Annotated in this window: 14 protein-coding genes and 1 other RNA gene; all 15 read right to left on the bottom strand. The window is 66.5% G+C overall.

What is annotated here, in order from left to right:
* Positions 1–89 precede the first annotated feature (89 nt).
* Entirely contained in the window at positions 90–998 is a 909-nt protein-coding gene (locus tag N826_RS13815; protein WP_052831214.1) for a cell division protein FtsQ/DivIB, read from the bottom strand.
* The gene (locus N826_RS13810) at positions 986–1,906 is read right to left on the bottom strand and encodes a D-alanine--D-alanine ligase (RefSeq protein ID WP_044429631.1); all 921 of its coding nucleotides are present in this window, start codon (positions 1,904–1,906) and stop codon (positions 986–988) included. The genes N826_RS13815 and N826_RS13810 overlap by 13 nt, the downstream gene beginning before the upstream one ends.
* On the bottom strand, positions 1,903–2,874 hold the full coding sequence (murB, locus tag N826_RS13805; RefSeq protein WP_044429628.1) for a UDP-N-acetylmuramate dehydrogenase: 972 nt from the start codon (positions 2,872–2,874) through the stop codon (positions 1,903–1,905). The genes N826_RS13810 and murB overlap by 4 nt, the downstream gene beginning before the upstream one ends.
* On the bottom strand, positions 2,871–4,346 hold the full coding sequence (gene murC, locus N826_RS13800) for a UDP-N-acetylmuramate--L-alanine ligase (RefSeq protein ID WP_044429624.1): 1,476 nt from the start codon (positions 4,344–4,346) through the stop codon (positions 2,871–2,873). The genes murB and murC overlap by 4 nt, the downstream gene beginning before the upstream one ends.
* A gap of 1 nt (position 4,347) precedes the next feature.
* Positions 4,348–5,544, bottom strand: a complete 1,197-nt coding sequence (gene murG, locus N826_RS13795; RefSeq protein WP_044429621.1) for an undecaprenyldiphospho-muramoylpentapeptide beta-N-acetylglucosaminyltransferase — start codon at positions 5,542–5,544, stop codon at positions 4,348–4,350.
* The gene (gene ftsW, locus N826_RS13790; protein WP_044429619.1) at positions 5,541–6,665 is read right to left on the bottom strand and encodes a putative lipid II flippase FtsW; all 1,125 of its coding nucleotides are present in this window, start codon (positions 6,663–6,665) and stop codon (positions 5,541–5,543) included. Before ftsW ends, murG begins: the two co-directional genes overlap by 4 nt.
* Entirely contained in the window at positions 6,662–8,062 is a 1,401-nt protein-coding gene (murD, locus tag N826_RS13785) for a UDP-N-acetylmuramoyl-L-alanine--D-glutamate ligase (RefSeq protein ID WP_044429617.1), read from the bottom strand. Before murD ends, ftsW begins: the two co-directional genes overlap by 4 nt.
* A gap of 4 nt (positions 8,063–8,066) precedes the next feature.
* Complete coding sequence (mraY, locus tag N826_RS13780; RefSeq protein WP_044429616.1) at positions 8,067–9,152, bottom strand: phospho-N-acetylmuramoyl-pentapeptide-transferase; 1,086 nt, start codon at positions 9,150–9,152, stop codon at positions 8,067–8,069.
* A 12-nt stretch (positions 9,153–9,164) separates the two neighbouring features.
* Positions 9,165–10,658, bottom strand: coding sequence for a UDP-N-acetylmuramoylalanyl-D-glutamyl-2,6-diaminopimelate--D-alanyl-D-alanine ligase (locus N826_RS13775; protein ID WP_044429614.1), 1,494 nt, complete (start codon positions 10,656–10,658; stop codon positions 9,165–9,167).
* A complete protein-coding gene (locus tag N826_RS13770) occupies positions 10,658–12,127 on the bottom strand; it encodes a UDP-N-acetylmuramoyl-L-alanyl-D-glutamate--2,6-diaminopimelate ligase (protein ID WP_044429612.1) in 1,470 nt (489 codons plus the stop codon). Before N826_RS13770 ends, N826_RS13775 begins: the two co-directional genes overlap by 1 nt.
* Entirely contained in the window at positions 12,114–13,862 is a 1,749-nt protein-coding gene (locus tag N826_RS13765; protein WP_244619600.1) for a peptidoglycan D,D-transpeptidase FtsI family protein, read from the bottom strand. Before N826_RS13765 ends, N826_RS13770 begins: the two co-directional genes overlap by 14 nt.
* Positions 13,859–14,290: a cell division protein FtsL gene (ftsL, locus tag N826_RS39980; protein ID WP_052831212.1), complete on the bottom strand. Its 432-nt coding sequence runs from the start codon at positions 14,288–14,290 to the stop codon at positions 13,859–13,861. The genes N826_RS13765 and ftsL overlap by 4 nt, the downstream gene beginning before the upstream one ends.
* Entirely contained in the window at positions 14,287–15,267 is a 981-nt protein-coding gene (gene rsmH, locus N826_RS13755; RefSeq protein WP_044429608.1) for a 16S rRNA (cytosine(1402)-N(4))-methyltransferase RsmH, read from the bottom strand. Before rsmH ends, ftsL begins: the two co-directional genes overlap by 4 nt.
* Positions 15,268–15,277: 10 nt before the next feature.
* Complete coding sequence (locus tag N826_RS13750) at positions 15,278–15,775, bottom strand: division/cell wall cluster transcriptional repressor MraZ (RefSeq protein WP_044429606.1); 498 nt, start codon at positions 15,773–15,775, stop codon at positions 15,278–15,280.
* 512 nt (positions 15,776–16,287) lie between these two features.
* Positions 16,288–16,702, bottom strand: an RNA gene (rnpB, locus tag N826_RS39995) — RNase P RNA component class A.
* Positions 16,703–16,729 lie beyond the last annotated feature (27 nt).

Below are 16,729 nucleotides of genomic sequence, written 5' to 3'. Positions count from 1 at the left end.
ATTAACATCCCAAGATGCAGTATTTCAAACAACGATTTCGATACTGCATTTGGTGTGGATTACCTCTTTAGATTAATACATCGGAGACATCATATCTTTTGCTCTGGAGCACGGCGGCGTTGTGCCGCAGCGGTCGAAGTCTGTATTACCAGGCGATCGGGCAGGCGCAGGTCTACCGCGACGATATCGCGGTCGAGGACCGGCTGCTTCGCTTCCTGATCGGCCAGATGATGGAGCGCTCCGCCGATATCGCTTTCCGGCAGACGGATGATGACGCCGTTGGCCAGATGGAGATCCCACCGGCGCCCGCCGATCCGGGTGGCGGCGTTGACCCGCTGGAACAGCGCGGGCACCGTGCTGAGATGGCCCAGCAATTCCTGCGCATGCTTGGGAGCATCGGCGCCGATGATCTGAAGCAGGTTGTTATAGCGGCCGAGTTCGCGCTCGGTCAGGACCTCGCCGTCGCGGTCGATCAGCGCCAGCTTGCCGTCGCGCTGCCACAGCGCCATCGGGCGGCGCTCGTCCAGCTTGACGAAGACGGTGTTGGGCAGGCGTCGCTCGACCGTGGCGTTGGCGACCCAGCGCAGCCGTTCCAGGCCGGCGCGGGCGGCTTCCGGATCGAACTGCATGATCGGGTCGCCGCGCTTGACCTGGATCGCGGCCATCACGGCGTTGCGGTCAGTCTCGTTGCGGCCTTCGACCAGGACTTCCTGGACTTCGAGACCGGCATCGACGGTCAGGTCGATCAGCGCCGCCGTGATGCGGTTGCCCATCTGGCCGAACCAGCCGGTCTGGTATGCCCAGGTGCCGGCGCCGCCGAGCATGACGACGGGCAGGGCCACCATGCCGAACTTCAGGGCAGTGCCCGTCCAGCGCGGCCAGGACCGGCGGCGGTTGGCTTTTTGGGTCGCTTTCTGGGTGGCGCTCCGCGCACGCTCGGCGGTGCGGGTGCGCAGATCCCGTGGGGCGCAGAGTGCTGGCTTGTTCACGCGTGACATACGGCGTTCTCCACCATCCAGACGACCAGTTCACCGAAAGAGATACCCAGGTATGCCGCTTGTTCAGGGACGAGCGACAAGGGGGTCATACCCGGCTGTGTGTTAATTTCTAGGAAATAAACTCCGGAAATACCCGAAATCGTATCGTCCCAGCGGAAGTCGCTGCGGCTAACGCCGGTGCATCCCAAAGTATTATGGGCCAGAACGGCAACCCTCATCGCCTCTTCCAAGACTTCCTTGGGTGCAGGGGCAGGTACCAGATGAGTGGCACGGCCATCGGTGTATTTTGCGGAGTAGTCATAGAAGCCGGAGTGCGGCTTGATCTCCGTCACTGTCAGCGCGCGGTCGCCCATGACTGCAACGGTCAGGTCGTGGCCGGGAATATACTGTTCAATCAGAACAGTTTCACCGTGATTCCAACTTTCGGCATAGGAAGGATGTCTGTTATCGCCTTCTCGTACTATCTGGATTCCAACGCTAGATCCTTCGTTGTTCGGCTTAAGGACATAGGGCGCCGGCATGATGTCACCGGAAAGCACCTGTTCGCGGGTCGCGACCATGCCGTTGGGGGACCGGATGCCTACGCCGTTCAGCAACCGCTTGGTGGCCGACTTGTCCATGGCGATGGCCGAGGCCAGCATGCCGGAATGGGTGTAACGGAGACCTAGGATGTCGAGCACGCCCTGGATCGTGCCGTCCTCTCCGAAGCGTCCGTGCAGCGCGTTGAACACCACGTCCGGACGGGGTGTGAGTGCCGCCAGCAGTGCGGGCAAGTCGCGGCCGACATCGATCAGGGTGACGCGGAAGCCGCGTTCCTTCAAGGCGGACGCCACGGCGGCGCCGCTGACCAGCGAGACTTCGCGTTCGGCGGACCAGCCTCCGTGAAGGACGGCGACGTGCTGGCTCATGGCCGGTTTCCCTGTGAGCGGAGGGGTGAGAGGGTGCTTGAGGATGCCGGGACGCCGATGCGGCGGATTTCCCAGCGGAGTTCGATGCCCGAGGTTTCGTAGACCCGGCGGCGGACTTCCTCGCCGAGCGATTCCAGGTCGTCGGCGGTGGCGGTGCCGAGGTTCAGCAGGAAGTTGCAGTGCTTCTCCGACACCTGCGCGCCGCCGATGGTCAGGCCCCGGCAGCCGGCGCGGTCGATCAGTGCCCATGCCTTTTCACCGGGAGGATTGGCGAAGGTCGAACCGCCGGTCCGCGCTTTGACGGGCTGGCTTTCCGCCCTGGACGTCGCGATCTCGTGCATGCGGCGGCCAATGTCCGCGTGGTCGCCGGGATGCCCGCGCAGCACGGCCGAGGTGAAGATCCAGTCTTCCGGCACGTTGCTGTGACGGTAGCTGAGGCCGAGGTCATCGCGGCTCAGCGCGTGCGAGAGGCCGGAGCGGTCGAGCGCGGTGGCGGAGACGACCACGTCGGACAACTCGCGGCCATAGGCGCCGCCGTTCATCCGGAGCGCGCCGCCGATGGTGCCGGGAATGCCGGACAGGAACTCCAGCCCGGCGATGCCGGCGTCGCGCGCGGCGTTGGCGACGTTGAGGTCGAGCGCCGCGGCGCCCGCCGTGATCTCGCACCCGTTGACGGACACATCGACGAAGGCGCGGCCCAGGCGGATCACGACGCCGGGTACGCCGCCGTCGCGCACCAGGAGGTTGGAGGCGACGCCGATCACCGTGACGGGCACGTCGGTCGGGCATCCGGCGAGAAAATCGCCGAGGTCGGCCGCATCGGCCGGCTTGAACATCGCTTCGGCCGGACCGCCGACGCGGAACCACGTGACGTTGGCGAGCGGGGCGTCGGCGGTCAGCCGGCCGCGCACCGCCGGAAGGCGGTCGATCAGGTGCGGTTCGGGATGCATGCGGGGCGCCGCCGTCATGCCCGCCCTCCGCCGGCCGTCTTCATCGCGTCCAGGTTCTTCCCGTCCAAATTGTTCCCGTTCAGGCCGTTCAGGCGGTCGAGTTCGCCCGGCAGGGCGTTGGCCCAGGCGGTGATGTTGCCGGCACCCAGGCAGACGACGAAATCGCCGGGCTGGGCCAGATCGTGGACCATCGACGGCAGCGCATCGGCGCTGGGGAGAGCCAGCACCTGACGGTGGCCGCGTATCCGCAGGCCTTCCACCAGACCGTCGCGGTCGGCGCCCTCGATCGGCTGCTCGCCGGCGGCGTAAACATCGGCGACGATGACGACGTCGGCGTCGTTGAAGCAGGCGCAGAAGTCCTCGAACAGGCTGTGCAGGCGGGAATAGCGGTGCGGCTGGACGACGGCGATGGTACGGCCGGTGCCGGCGGTGCGGGCCGCCTTGAGGACGGCCGTGATCTCGACCGGGTGGTGGCCGTAGTCGTCGATCACGGTCACGCCGTTGCTCTCGCCCGTCTTGGTGAAGCGGCGCTTGACGCCGGAGAAACGGGCGAAGCTGGCGCGGATCTTCTCGCCCTCTATGCCCATCTCGTTGCCGACGGCGATGGCGGCCAGACTGTTCTGGACGTTGTGCAGGCCGAACATCGGCAGGTGGATGTTCTCGATCATGCGCGGCTCGCCGGCGACGCGGTCGCTGAGCGCCACGTTGAAGTGGGCGCCGTCAGTGCCGGTGACGACATCGACGGCGCGGACATCGGCTTGCGGGCTGAAGCCGTAGGTCACGATGCGGCGGTCGGCGACGCGCGGGATCATCGCCTGCACTTCGGGATGGTCGATGCAGAGTGCGGCGAAGCCGTAGAACGGTATGTTCTGGACGAAGCTCTCGAACGCCGCCTTGACGCCGTCGAAGGTGCCGTAGTGGTCCAGGTGCTCAGGGTCGATGTTGGTGACGACGGTGATCAGCGCCGGCAGCTTCGTGAAGGTGCCATCGCTCTCGTCCGCCTCGACCACCATCCAGTCGCCGGAGCCGAGCCGGGTGTTGGTGCCGTAGGCGTTGATGATGCCGCCGTTGATGACGGTCGGATCCAGCCCGGCGCCTTCCAGCAGGGTGCCGACCATGCTGGTGGTCGTGGTCTTGCCGTGGGTGCCGCCGATCGCGATCGACCACTTCAGGCGCATCAGCTCGCCCAGCATCTCGGCGCGGCGGACGACCGGGATCAGCGCCAGGCGGGCGGCGACGACTTCCGGGTTGTCCTTCTTCACGGCGGAGGAGATCACGACGACGGAGGCGTCGGCGAGGTTTTCGCCGCGATGGCCGATCTCGACCGGAATGCCGAGTGCGCGCAGGCGCTTGACGTTGGCGCTGTCGGCGATGTCCGAGCCGCGCACGGAGTAGCCGAGGTTCCGCAGGACCTCGGCGATGCCGCTCATGCCGATCCCGCCGATACCGACGAAGTGGATCGTCCCGATGGACAGGGGCAGGGCTCTCATTTTATTCGGCGGCCTCGGTTGAGTAATGATCGGCGCCGGCCCTCGGCCGGTCGCTGTGGGGGGCGCTATGGGTCAAGGATGCGCTTTTTCCGGTGGCGAGGACGACGTCGGCCAGACGCGACGCGGCGTCGGTGGCGCCGCGGGCACGGGCGGCTTCCGCCGCCTTGGTCAGCGTCGCCGGCAGGTCGAGCAGCGCCGTCAGGCGGTCGGCCAGCGCCTGCGGCGTGAAGGCGGTCTGCGGCATCAGCCACGCGCCGCCGGCATCGGCCACGGCCTGGGCGTTGGCGGTCTGGTGATCGTCCATCGCATAGGGATAGGGAACCAGCAGTGCGGGCCGGCCGACGGCGGCCAGTTCGGCGACGGTGGAGGCGCCGGAGCGGCAGATCGCGAGATGGCAGGCGGCCAGACGCTCCGGCACATCGCGGAAGAATGTCGATAGCTCGGCCTCGACGCCGGCCCTGGCGAAGGCTGTTTTGGCCGCCTCCAGATCCTCGGGGCGGCATTGCTGGGCGATCCTGATCCGGCGCTTGAGCGCGTCGGGCAGGAGAGCCAGCGCTTCGGGCACGATCTCGCTGAAGATGCGGGCGCCCTGGCTGCCGCCGACCACCAGCAGGCGAACCTCGCCGCCGTCGTCCAAGGGCGGATAGGGCAGGTCGCGGACGGATGCGACGTTGGGGCGGACCGGATTGCCGGTGAAGACCAGCTTGCCGGCATCCGCCGGCTTGACCGCCGAGACGGCCGCGAAGGAGGTCGCGATCCGGACGGCGCCGGGAGCGGCCAGCCGGTTGGCTCGGCCCAGGACGGCGTTCTGTTCGTGCAGGATCGTCGGCACGCGGGCGCGCTGCGCCAGCAGCACCGTGGGAACGGAGGGGTAGCCGCCGAAGCCGACGACGGCGGCGGGCTTAAGGCGGGACATCAGCCGGCGGGCCTGGAAGGCGCCGAGCGTCAGCTCGAACATGCCCCGGATCTTGCCCATGATGCCGCTGCCGAAGCTGGAGGCGCGGATACGGTGGACTTCCACTTCCGGCAGGGCGTCGCCGAAGGCCTTGCCGCGCCGATCGGTCACCAGCACGACGCGCTGGCCGCGCGCCAGAAGCTCACGGGCCAGCGCTTCCGCCGGGAACATGTGCCCGCCGGTACCGCCGGCCGCCAGGACTACGGGTGAGGATTGGGTATCGCGGGTAGTGTCTCGGTTCATTTGCCGTCTCCCCCGCCGAAGCGCTTGCGCGTCAGGGCCAGCACCATGCCCATGCCGAAGCCCAGCGCCAGCAGCGACGAACCGCCGTAGCTGATGAAAGGCAGGGTCATGCCCTTGGTCGGCATCAGGTGCAGGCTGGACGCCATGTTGATCCAGGCCTGGAGGCCGAACTGCGTCAGCAGGCCGGTGACGGCCAGCACGACGAAGAGGTTGTCGTCGCGCATTACCCGCATGAAGCCGCGGATGACGATGAAGGCGAACAATGCTACCAGGACGAGGCACCAGAACAGCCCCAGTTCCTCTCCCGCCACCGCGAAGATGAAGTCGGCATGGGCGTCGGGGAGCATCATCTTGATGCTGCCCTGGCCGGGACCGGTGCCAAACGCGCCGCCGTTCTGGAAGGCCTCCAGCGAGCGGGTGACCTGATAGTTGTCGCCCGCCGCCGGGTCGAGGAAGCGGTTCACGCGGCTCGCCACGTGCGGGAAGAACATGTAGGCCCCTATCAGGCCGACGATGCCGAGCGCTCCCAGGATCGCCACCAGGACGATCGGCAGGCCCGCCAGGAAGAACTGGCCGAACCATACGACCGAGACGACGAAGGTCATGCCGAAGTCCGGCTGCATCATCAGCAGGCCGACGACCATCAGGTAGAGCATGATCGAGACGACGGCGCCGGGGAACCGGTCGCTGGTGCGGCCATGAGCGAACAGCCAGGCGGCAACCACGGCGAAGGCCGGCTTGACGAACTCCGACGGCTGGATCGACAGGCCCGGCACATGGATCCAGCGCCGCGCGCCCTTGATCTCGAACCCGATGACCATGGTCAGCGCCAGCAGGATCGTGAAGATTATGAAGGCGACGATAGCGGTGCGCCGGACGCCGCGCGGGCTGAGCAGCGACACGCCGACCATCAGCAGGCAGGCCGGCACCAGTGTCAGGATGTGGCGCTGGACGAAGTGGAAGTTGTCCAGCCCGATCCGCTCGGCAACGGCCGGGCTCGCCGCCTGGACCAGCACGATACCGAGACCCATCAGGACCGCCAGCACGGCCAGCGTCCAGCGGTCGACCGTCCACCACCACTTGCCGAATATGGAATGGTCGGTCCGGGCGAAAGCGGTCATGGCGCGACTTCCTTTTCCGCGGGAGCGGACCGGTCGATGGAGGCGTGGACCAGCGCTGCGAAAACCTCGCCGCGGTGTTCGAAGCTCTTGAACTGATCCCATGAGGCGCAGGCGGGTGACAGCAGCACCGTGGCGCCGCGCAGCCCTTCTGCCCGCGCGAGGTCGGTGGCGGCGGGTACGGCCGTCTTCAGATCGCCGCAGAGAGTATAGGGCACGCCGTGGGCATCAAGCCATGTGGCGAACTGTTCCGATGCCTGACCGATCACGAAGGCGTGGCGGATGCGCGGCATGAAGGGTTCCAGTCCGTCGAGACCGCCTTCCTTCGCCTGTCCGCCGATGATCCAGTAGATCGGGTCGTAGCAGACCAGGGCCTTGGATGCGGCGTCGGCGTTGGTCGCCTTGCTGTCGTTGACGTACCGGATGCCGTCGCGGTCGGCGACGAGCTGCTGGCGGTGCGCCAGGCCGGGGAACGTCCGTAGACCTTCGAGGATCGTCTCCACCGGCACGCCGGCGGCATGGGTCGCGGCGAAGGCCGCCGCCGCGTTCTGCCAGTTGTGGCGGCCGGGCAGGGACGGGATCGTGTTCAGGTCGATGATCGGCTCGGTGCCGCCGTCGTACAGCTTGCCGTCCAGGACGTAGATGCCCTTGGTCTCGTGCTCGGCGGAGACGGGCACGACGGCGCTTTCCAGCGCCGCTTCAAGCTCGTCGTAGACCTTGCGGCAGTGCTCGTCATCGACGCCGATGATGGCGGTGTGTGAGCGCTTCGGGTGCTGGAAGATATGGCGCTTGGCGGCGATATAGCCGTCCATCCCACCGTGCCGGGCCAGATGGTCGGGGGTGACGTTCAGCAGCACGGCGACGTTGAAGGCGACCGAGGGGACCAGTTCGAGCTGGTAGGAGGACATCTCCAGCACGTAGACGCCGCCTTCGCCCAGCGGCTCGAATGTTAGGACGGGCGTGCCGAGGTTGCCGCCGACCTGAACCGGGCGGCCGGTCAGGCTGAGGATGTGGCCGATCAGCGCCGTCGTGGTCGATTTGCCGTTGGTGCCGGTGATGCCGATATAGGCGGCCCGGGGCTGCGCGCCGTACAGCAGCTCGATATCGCCGACGATCGGGATGCCTGCGGCCTTCGCCCTCGTCGCGACTGCGTTGGGCGTGGGATATGTGTGCGGGATGCCGGGCGACAGCAGAAGGGCTTCGATGCCGGACAGATCAGCCGTGTTCAGGTCGGTCAGCGGGATGCCGGCGGCGATCGCGGCGGCACGGCCGGCCTCGCCGTCGTCCCAGGCCAGGATCTCGACCCCGGCTGAAGTCAGCGCCTTGGCCGTGGCGAGACCCGACTTGGCGAGCCCCATGACGGCGTAGCGTTTTCCCTTGAGGTGGCGCAGATCGATCATGGCGTCACCGCAGCTTCAGGGTGGACAGGCCGACCAGCGCCAGCACGACGGCGATGATCCAGAAGCGGATGACGACGGTCGGTTCGGCCCAGCCCTTCTTTTCGAAGTGATGGTGCAACGGGGCCATGCGGAAAACCCGCTTGCCGGTCAGCTTGTACGAGGTGACCTGGACGATGACCGAAACCGTTTCCAGCACGAACAACCCGCCGATGATCGCCAGCACCAGCTCGTGCTTGGTGATGACGCTGATGGCGCCGAGCGCCCCGCCGATCGACAGCGAACCGGTGTCGCCCATGAAGACCATTGCGGGGGGAGCGTTGAACCACAGGAAGCCGAGGCCGGCGCCGACCATGGCGCCGCAGAAGACGGCCAGCTCGCCGGTGCCGGGGACGTGATGGATCTGGAGGTAGCTGGCGAAGACGGTGTTGCCGACCAGATATGCTATCAGGCCGAAGCAGCTTGCCGCGATCATGACGGGCACGATGGCGAGGCCGTCCAGCCCGTCGGTCAGGTTGACCGCGTTGCTGGCGCCGACCATGACGAAGACAGCCATCGGCACGAAGAACCAGCCGAGATCGATCAGTAGGTCCTTCATGAAGGGGACCGCAAGGCCGGTCGTGCCGGGATCGCGGGCGAAGGCCATGATGACCAGGGCCGCCGCGGCGCCGATGCCGATCTGCCCGGCCAGCTTGCCCTTGCCGGGCAGGCCCTTGGTGTTGCGCTTGGTCAGCTTGAGGAAGTCGTCGCCGAAGCCGATCGCGCCGAAGCCGATGGTGACGAGCACCACGACCCAGACGTAGATGTTGGTCAGGTCCGCCCATAGCAAGGTGCTTATGACGACCGCGATCAGGATCATCAGGCCGCCCATGGTGGGCGTGCCCTTCTTCTTCTGATGGGTTTCCGGTCCGTCGCTGCGGATCGGCTGCCCCTCGCCCTGCTTGGACTTCAGCCAGCGGATCAGGGTCGGGAAGAACACGAAGCTGATGACCGACGCGGTCAGGATAGCCCCGCCGGTCCGGAACGTGATGTACCGGAATAAATTGAAGATGATAAAATCATCTGCCAAAGGGAACAGCAGGTGATAGAGCATCTGATAATCGCCTCAACCCTGCTGGACGGCGCGAGCCGTCTTGCCGTTAGTGTCGTTCAAAGCCGAATTTTCGACCGGAGCATCGGCATCGCCGAGAGCAGACAGCGCGTCGACGATCAGTGCCATCCTGCTGCCGAGCGATCCCTTGACCATGACGCAGTCGCCACCGCGCAAAGCCTGCGCGATCTTGGGCGCGAGTGCGGCACTGTTCTCCGCCCAGGCGCCTTGCATGGCCGTGGGCAGCTTGTCGAACAGCCGCTTCATGTTGGGACCGCAGCAGAAGACGAGGTCGACGCCGTTGGCCCGGAGCGGTTCCGCCAGGGCCGCATGCAGCAGCGGCGACTTCTCGCCCATCTCCAGCATGTCGCCTAGCACCGCGACGCGGCGGCCGCCGGCGGACGGCTCACTGGCCTTCAGCACCTGAAAGCTCGCTTCCATCGAAACCGGGCTGGCGTTGTAGCTCTCGTCGATGATGGTCAGCCAGTCGCCGCCGAGCCTGACCCGCTTCCGCACGCCCCGGCCCTTGATCGGCTTGACCTTTGCCAGCGCCTGCGCCGCAGTCGCGACATCGCCGCCGAGCGCCTGGACCGCCAGCAGGACGCCCAGGCTGTTCATGACGTGGTGACGGCCGGGCAGGCTGACGCCGTACTGGATCGGCTCGCCCTTGATGACGGCGGTGACGGCGCTGCAAGTCGCATGGGCCGAGCACTCGGTCAGGCGAGCGGCGGCGTCTTCCGCCGTGCCGAAGCCGAGGATGCGCGACAGGCCCTTGGTCCGTGCTGCGGCGACCAGCCTTGCATAGTGCGGGTTGTCGCGGTTGAGCACCACGGTCCCGTTGGGCGACATGCCTTCGAAGATCTCGGCCTTGGCGTCGGCGATGGCTTCGACCGAGCTGAAGAACTCGAGGTGGACCGCCTCGATCGTGGTGATGACCGCGACGTCGGGCTGGACCTGACGCGACAGCGGACCGATCTCCCCGGCATGGTTCATGCCGAGCTCGAACACGGCATAGACGCTGTCCGCGGGCATCCGGGCGAGGCTGAGCGGGACGCCCCAATGGTTGTTGAGGCTGCCCGCCGTGGCGAAGGTCGGCGCCAGTGCGCCGAGGCAGACCGCCAGCGCTTCCTTGGTGCTGGTCTTGCCGACCGACCCCGTGACGGCGACGATCCTGGCTTTGGCGCGGAGACGCGCCACCGAGCCGAGATCCTGGAGGGCGGCGAAGGTATCCTCGACCAGCAGTACGGAAGCATCCGCCGGGAGGTCGTCCGGCCGGTGCGACACCAGCACCGCCGAGGCGCCGGCTGTTAAGGCCTTCGCCGCATAGGCGTGGCCGTCGAAGTTCGGACCGGCCAGGGCGATGAAGAGGTCGCCCGGCTTGACCGTACGGCTGTCGATCGAGACGCCCGTCGCGTTCCAGTCCGCCCCCTGGAGCGTGCCGTTGACAGCAGCCGCGGCATCGCGGGCAGTCCAGAGCACCGGCGCGGAAGAAGAGGTGGCTTCGGTCATCAGGCCAGGACCTCCCGCACGGCGGCGCGGGCGGTCTCCGCATCGTCGAACGGCCGGACTTCCGTCCCGATGATCTGACCCTGCTCGTGCCCCTTGCCGGCGATCACCAGCACGTCGCCCTCGCACAAGTCGCGGACGGCGGCGCGGATCGCCTCGGCACGGTCGCCGATCTCCTCCGCATCCGGGCAACCCGCCAGGACTTCCCGCCGGATCGCCGAAGCGACTTCGGTGCGCGGGTTGTCGTCGGTGACGATGGCGCGGTCGGCAAGGCGGGCCGCCAGCTCGCCCATCACCGGGCGCTTGCCGCGGTCGCGGTCGCCGCCGCAGCCGAACACCACCACCAGCTTCCGGTCCGCATGGGGGCGGAGCGCCCGCAAGACCGTTTCCAGCGCGTCGGGGGTGTGGGCGTAATCGACGTAAACGGGAGCGCCGGAGGGATGGTTGGCGACCAGTTCGAGCCGGCCATGGACGCCGCCGAGCTTTTCTAGCGCCGCCGTCGCCTCGCCGGCATCCTCGCCGGAGCCGATCACCAGTCCCAGCGCGCAGAGCGCATTCATGCATTGGAAGCGGCCCGCCAGCGGCAGGTCGATGTCGTGGACCCGCCCGAACACTTCCAGCTTCAGGCGCTGGCCGTGGGGCAGGGGCAGCAGATCAGCCAAGACAATTTCCTTCGCCTGCGCGCCATAGCCGATCAGGCGATGACCTCGCCGGGCGCACAGCTCTGACAGATGGGTGAATTCGGGCGTGTCAGCGTTGAGGACCGCAGCGCCGCCCTGGGGCAGCACACGGTCGAACAGCATCGCTTTGGCCGCGAGGTATGCCTGCATACTGCCGTGGTAATCCAGGTGGTCGCGTGACAAATTTGTGAAACCCGCCGCTACCACTTTTACGCCGTCCAGACGGTACTGATCGAGCCCGTGGCTGGACGCCTCCATCGCCAGATGATCGACTCCGGCATCCGCCAGTTCGGCCAGCGCCCGGTGCAGGGACACGGTGTCGGGTGTGGTCAGCGAGCCGTAACGGTCCATCCCCGGCGCCGTGATGCCGAGCGTGCCGAGGCTGCCCGCCTTGCGGCCCAGAAGCGCCCAGAGCTGCCGTGCGAACTGCACCGTCGACGTCTTGCCGTTGGTGCCCGTGACGGCGGCCACCGTCTCCGGCTGCCTGCCGAAGAAACGGGCGGCGATCCGCGCCAGCCGCCGCCGGGGGTTATCGTCCTCGATTACGGCGATGCCATCGGGGACGCCGCCGTTAGCAGCCGTGCCGACGGGTGCCAGCACCGCGACGGCGCCGCGCCTGACGGCTTCGGCGATGAAGGCCCTTCCATCCGCCTTGATGCCCGGCAGCGCCGCGAACAACCAGCCGGGCTCGACCGCGCGTGAATCGCTCGTCAGGCCCGCGATCAGGGGATCGCGGGCCTGGATCGGCGCGGCAGATGACGGGTTGGAGGAGACGAGGTCAGTAAGACGCAAGGGTGCTTCCCCTGGGGTTCAAATGGATTTCGGTGGCGTTCCGGATCTCCGGCAGGTTCTCGTCGATCGGGTTGATCCCCATCAGCGGCCCGACCTGCCTGATGATCCTGCCGGCCAGCGGCGCCGCGACCCAGCCGCCGGTGGCATAGCCGAAGGTGCGCTTGTTGCCCTTGGGCTCATCGATCATGGCCAGCACCAGATAGCGCGGGTCGTTGATCGGGAAGCCGCCGACGAAGGACGACAGGAGAGCTTTCTTCGCATAGCCATGACCGCTCGTCTTTTCCGCCGTACCGGTCTTGCCGCCGACCACGTAGCCCGGTGCGGCTGCCCCGGTCGCCGTGCCCTGTGTTACCACCAGACGCATCAGCCGACGGATCTGGTCCGAAGTTTGTGGCGAAATTACGCGCACCCCGGGAATTTCGGCGTCCGGTGCCCGCTTGAGCAGAGTGGCCGGATGCAGGATACCGCCGTTCATGGCCGCTCCGGCGGCCGACGCCATCTGGACGGGGCTGACCGACAGGCCGTGACCGAACGCAATTGTCATCGTGCTGGCGTCGCGCCAGGGATTCGGCACCATCGGTGCGCCGACTTCCGGGATCTCGACCGGCGAGCGCTTCAACAGGCCGAGCTTGTCCATCAGCGCCCGCTGGGCGGGGGTGCCGACTTCCATCGCCATCCGGACCGAGCCGATGTTGGACGAATACATGAAGACCTCGGGCACGGTCAGCCAGCGGTTCTTGCCGTGGTAGTCGCTGATCGAGAAGCGCCCGACGCGGATCGACTTGGTCGCGTCGAAGCTGTCGCCCATGTGGATCTTGCCGGATTCCAACGCCAGCGCCGAATTGAAGATCTTGAACGTCGAGCCCATCTCGTACACGCCGAGCGTGTTGCGGTTGAAACGGGCGTTTTCGTCGCTGGTCGGCGCATGCGGATCGAAATCAGGCAGCGAGACCATCGCCAGCACTTCGCCCGTCTTGACGTCCATGATCATGCCGGCGCCGCCGAGCGCCTGGAACTCGTCGACGGCGGCCTGGATCTCGCGCTTGACGATATGCTGGAGGCGGACGTCGAGGGAGAGCTGGATCGGTTCGCTAGACGCGCGAAGCTGCTTGTCGAACGACTGCTCGATCCCCATCAGGCCGCTGTTGTCGACACCGGTGAACCCGACCACATGGGCCGTCAGGTTGGCGTTCGGATAGACCCGGCGCTCCTCGCGCTGGAAGTAGACGCCGGGAATGCCCAGCCGGTTGACTTCGTAATGCTCGCGCGGGTTGAGATTCCTGCGGATCCAGACGAAGCGCTTGTCGCTCTTCAGCTTGGAGAGCGTGTCGTTGTAGTCGAGCCCTTGCAGGACCGAGACCAGCTTCTGCGTGGCTTCGACCGGGTTGATGATCAGCTTGGGATCGGCATGCAGCGACGCCGTCGCCAGCGAGCTTGCCAGCAGCACGCCGTTGCGGTCCACGATGTCGGCCCGGCTGGCGGGAATGGCGTGGGCGGAGGCCGCCTGGGCGAGACCGGTGTCTCCTCCCTGGCTCATGACCGTGGCGTCCACCAGCTTGATGCCGACGGCGCCGAAGGCGAGGCTGAAGATGGCCATGGTGACCATCAGCCTGCTCTTGGCTGTTTCCAGCGCATGGGCCGCCCTGCTGCCGGCTCGCGGGCGGGCGGCGGTCTGGGTGGGGGCAGCCTCCCGCTCGGTGGCCGTCCAGCCGGGTTGCTCATGCATGGCGGTCATCGGGCTACCTTGTAACTGGCGAGGACGACGGAACCGGCGGCCGGCGGCACGGGCACGCCGCCGAGGCCGCCGGGCTTGCGGGCCGGCATCGGGACCGTCGTGCCGGCGACGAGGGCCGGGCCGTGCGGGTTGTTCGGATCGATCGGATCGAGGCGCTGCGGGATGATCGCCGCCGATCTGATCATCTGCTCCGACGTGGTCGGGCCGAGGACCAGATGGCGGCGCGCCATCTCCTCGATCCGGTTCGGATCGTTCATGTAGCTCCACTCGGCCTTCAGGATCTGGATCGCTTCCTGCTCCTGGACGATGGCGCGGTTGAGGCTGGCGAGGTCCTCGCCCAGGCCCTGCACCTGATAGCTGGTGTGGAACAGTGCGCCGCTCGCCAGGCCCGCCAGGCCGAGCCAGATCACAGTGGACTTGCTGATCATGCTGCCTCCTCGAAGGCCGGCGCCTTCGTGCGTTCGGCCGCGCGCAGCCGGGCAGACCGGGCGCGGGGGTTGTGGGTCAGTTCGGCCTGTCCGGGCGTCACTGGCTTACGGGAAATCAGACGGAAGGTCGGAGCCTTGGGAGCATCCGTGCCGACCGGTGCGTGACGCGACGGCGCCGGGGCGTTGCCCGAGCGCTGCCGCAGGAATTCCTTGACCTGACGGTCTTCCAGCGAGTGGAAGGACACCACCGCCAGACGGCCTTCGGGGCGAAGCAGGCGTTCGGCGGCAGCGAGGCCGCGGTCCAGTTCGCCCAGCTCGTCGTTCACATGCAGGCGCAGCGCCTGGAAGGTCCTGGTCGCGGGATCGATGCCGTCCTTGCTCTTCGGCACCACGCGGCGGACGATCTCGGCGAGCTGCGAGGTCCGTTCGATCGGCGCTTCGGTCCGGGCCTGCACGATGGCGCGGGCGACGCGGCGGGACAGCCGCTCCTCGCCCAGCCGGAAGATCACGTTGGCGAGGTCGCCCTCGTCCATGGTGTTGACCGCGTCGGCGGCGGTCGTCCCATGATTTCCCATGCGCATGTCGAGCGGGCCGTCGGCGCGGAACGAAAAGCCGCGCGCCGGATCATCGATCTGCGGCGACGACACGCCGAGGTCCAGCGTGACGCCGTCGACCTGACCGATGCCGGCCTCGCCCAGCAGGGCATCCATCGAGCCGAACGCACCCTCGATCATCGTGAGCCGGCCGTCGAACTCGCGCGCCATCTCGGCACCCGCCGCGATGGCCGAAGGATCGCGGTCTATTCCCAGGACGGTGCAGTCGGCCGCCGACAGGATGGCGCGGGCGTAGCCGCCGCGTCCGAAGGTGCCGTCCACATAGACGCCGCCGTCGCGGGGGGCCAGCGCCGCGACGACTTCCGCCAGCAGTACCGGGATATGTCCGCTCTTATAGGTGGAGTCATCCTGATGAAGGGTCATGCCGTCCTCCTCAATCCTTCGACGGGGAGGCGGCCGCCCGGCGGGCCGACGAGATCGAACTGAGCGAGATGCCGGAGGCGCGGCTCTGGGCGCGGGCTTCTTCCACGCGGGCCTGATAGGCGCCCGGCTCCCAGATCTGGAAAGTCTTGCTGCGGCCGACGAAAGACGCCTGTTCCGTGATGCCGGCGTAATCCATCAGGTCCTGCGGCAGCAGGATGCGTCCGTCGCCATCGACCGGCAGTTGGACAGAGTCGCCGAAAATCGTCATCTCATAGAGATCACGCTCCTCGGCGGAGATATCCATCTGTTCGAGATCGGCGGCCAACTTTTCCATGTGCTCCGGACTACACGCTTCGAGTGCAGAAAACTGTAGGGAGCGAAAGACCACCAGACCGGTCGCGGTACCCTCGGGGGACTGTTTGGCCAGCACAGTACGAAACTGAGATGGCACCGACACCCGGCCCTTCTTGTCGACTTTATTCAAGTAGGTGGACAAGAAGACGGCCATCTAACCCTCAAGCCCCGCGGTCCGAACCCTCGGTTCCGCACCACCTTCGCCCTGGTTGGCGACCCCTGGCGAACTACGCCATACGGGTACCGACCCTGTGCTTGGGTGAGTATGGGATAACATGGGATTTCATGGGCAGTCAATGCCGTTGCCAGTAAATGGCCTTTGGAATCAAGAAATTTCGCGGGTGCGTACGTGTTCGCTCAAGGTTGGATTGCGACTCCCGCGCTTTTTAGGGAGATGGTAAACATCAAGTTAATCTTAAGGCGGTTTCTCAACTTCGTTCACTATTTGTTCCTATAACGAACGAAGGAGTTTTGTTGTCAAATTCTTGATCCGGTGAACGACTCGGCTGTCAGCAAAGAGTCGCGGAAATGTAGCCGAACCTTCTTCAACAGCTTGTCCACAGGTTTATCCCGTTAGGTCTCACCGTTGTCCCAGCCTCCGGCGCCTGCAAATCCAGGGACTCCGGTTGCGTCCTGAAAGTTGAATTAGCGATTGCTTAACTAAGTGGTGCCAGACGGCCTGTAAGCCGGGTTCTGTACCCGCTTTTCATCCCTCTTCCGAACGGATGAGGCGGGTGATGACCATTCATCTGGGACATCCGTTGCCGGATGCCTCACGCGACCAACCCGGACGACAGCGCGGAAACGCGCCTGGACCCGTAAAGGCCCATGTCTTCCCTATTCGGTCTTGCTCCTGGTGGGGTTTACCGTGCCGCCCCCGTTGCCGGGAGCGCGGTGCGCTCTTACCGCACCCTTTCACCCTTACCCGCTGGGCCGTAAGGCCGGACAGGCGGTTTGCTTTCTGTGGCACTTTCCCTGGGGTCGCCCCCGCCGGGCGTTACCCGGCACCGTATTTCCGTGGAGCCCGGACTTTCCTCTCCCCACAGGTCACCCTGCGAAAAGCGGTCATCCGGCCGTCTGGCGGAGCGGAACTTAGGGACTGGCAGGG

Origin of the sequence: Skermanella aerolata KACC 11604 (assembly GCF_000936425.1) — a bacterium.
In the GTDB taxonomy this organism is placed as follows: Bacteria; Pseudomonadota; Alphaproteobacteria; order Azospirillales; family Azospirillaceae; genus Skermanella; species Skermanella aerolata.
The sequence above is the reverse complement of the archived record's forward strand: the minus strand, read 5'-3'. Positions and strand labels throughout refer to the sequence as shown.

Coding starts and splice junctions, on each gene's coding strand:
- N826_RS13815 (WP_052831214.1), bottom strand. CDS start 998: ATGTCACGCGTGAACAAGCCAGCACTCTGCGCCCCACGGGATCTGCGC.
- N826_RS13810 (WP_044429631.1), bottom strand. CDS start 1,906: ATGAGCCAGCACGTCGCCGTCCTTCACGGAGGCTGGTCCGCCGAACGC.
- murB (WP_044429628.1), bottom strand. CDS start 2,874: ATGACGGCGGCGCCCCGCATGCATCCCGAACCGCACCTGATCGACCGC.
- murC (WP_044429624.1), bottom strand. CDS start 4,346: ATGAGAGCCCTGCCCCTGTCCATCGGGACGATCCACTTCGTCGGTATC.
- murG (WP_044429621.1), bottom strand. CDS start 5,544: ATGAACCGAGACACTACCCGCGATACCCAATCCTCACCCGTAGTCCTG.
- ftsW (WP_044429619.1), bottom strand. CDS start 6,665: ATGACCGCTTTCGCCCGGACCGACCATTCCATATTCGGCAAGTGGTGG.
- murD (WP_044429617.1), bottom strand. CDS start 8,062: ATGATCGATCTGCGCCACCTCAAGGGAAAACGCTACGCCGTCATGGGG.
- mraY (WP_044429616.1), bottom strand. CDS start 9,152: ATGCTCTATCACCTGCTGTTCCCTTTGGCAGATGATTTTATCATCTTC.
- N826_RS13775 (WP_044429614.1), bottom strand. CDS start 10,658: ATGACCGAAGCCACCTCTTCTTCCGCGCCGGTGCTCTGGACTGCCCGC.
- N826_RS13765 (WP_244619600.1), bottom strand. CDS start 13,862: ATGACCGCCATGCATGAGCAACCCGGCTGGACGGCCACCGAGCGGGAG.
- ftsL (WP_052831212.1), bottom strand. CDS start 14,290: ATGATCAGCAAGTCCACTGTGATCTGGCTCGGCCTGGCGGGCCTGGCG.
- rsmH (WP_044429608.1), bottom strand. CDS start 15,267: ATGACCCTTCATCAGGATGACTCCACCTATAAGAGCGGACATATCCCG.
- N826_RS13750 (WP_044429606.1), bottom strand. CDS start 15,775: ATGGCCGTCTTCTTGTCCACCTACTTGAATAAAGTCGACAAGAAGGGC.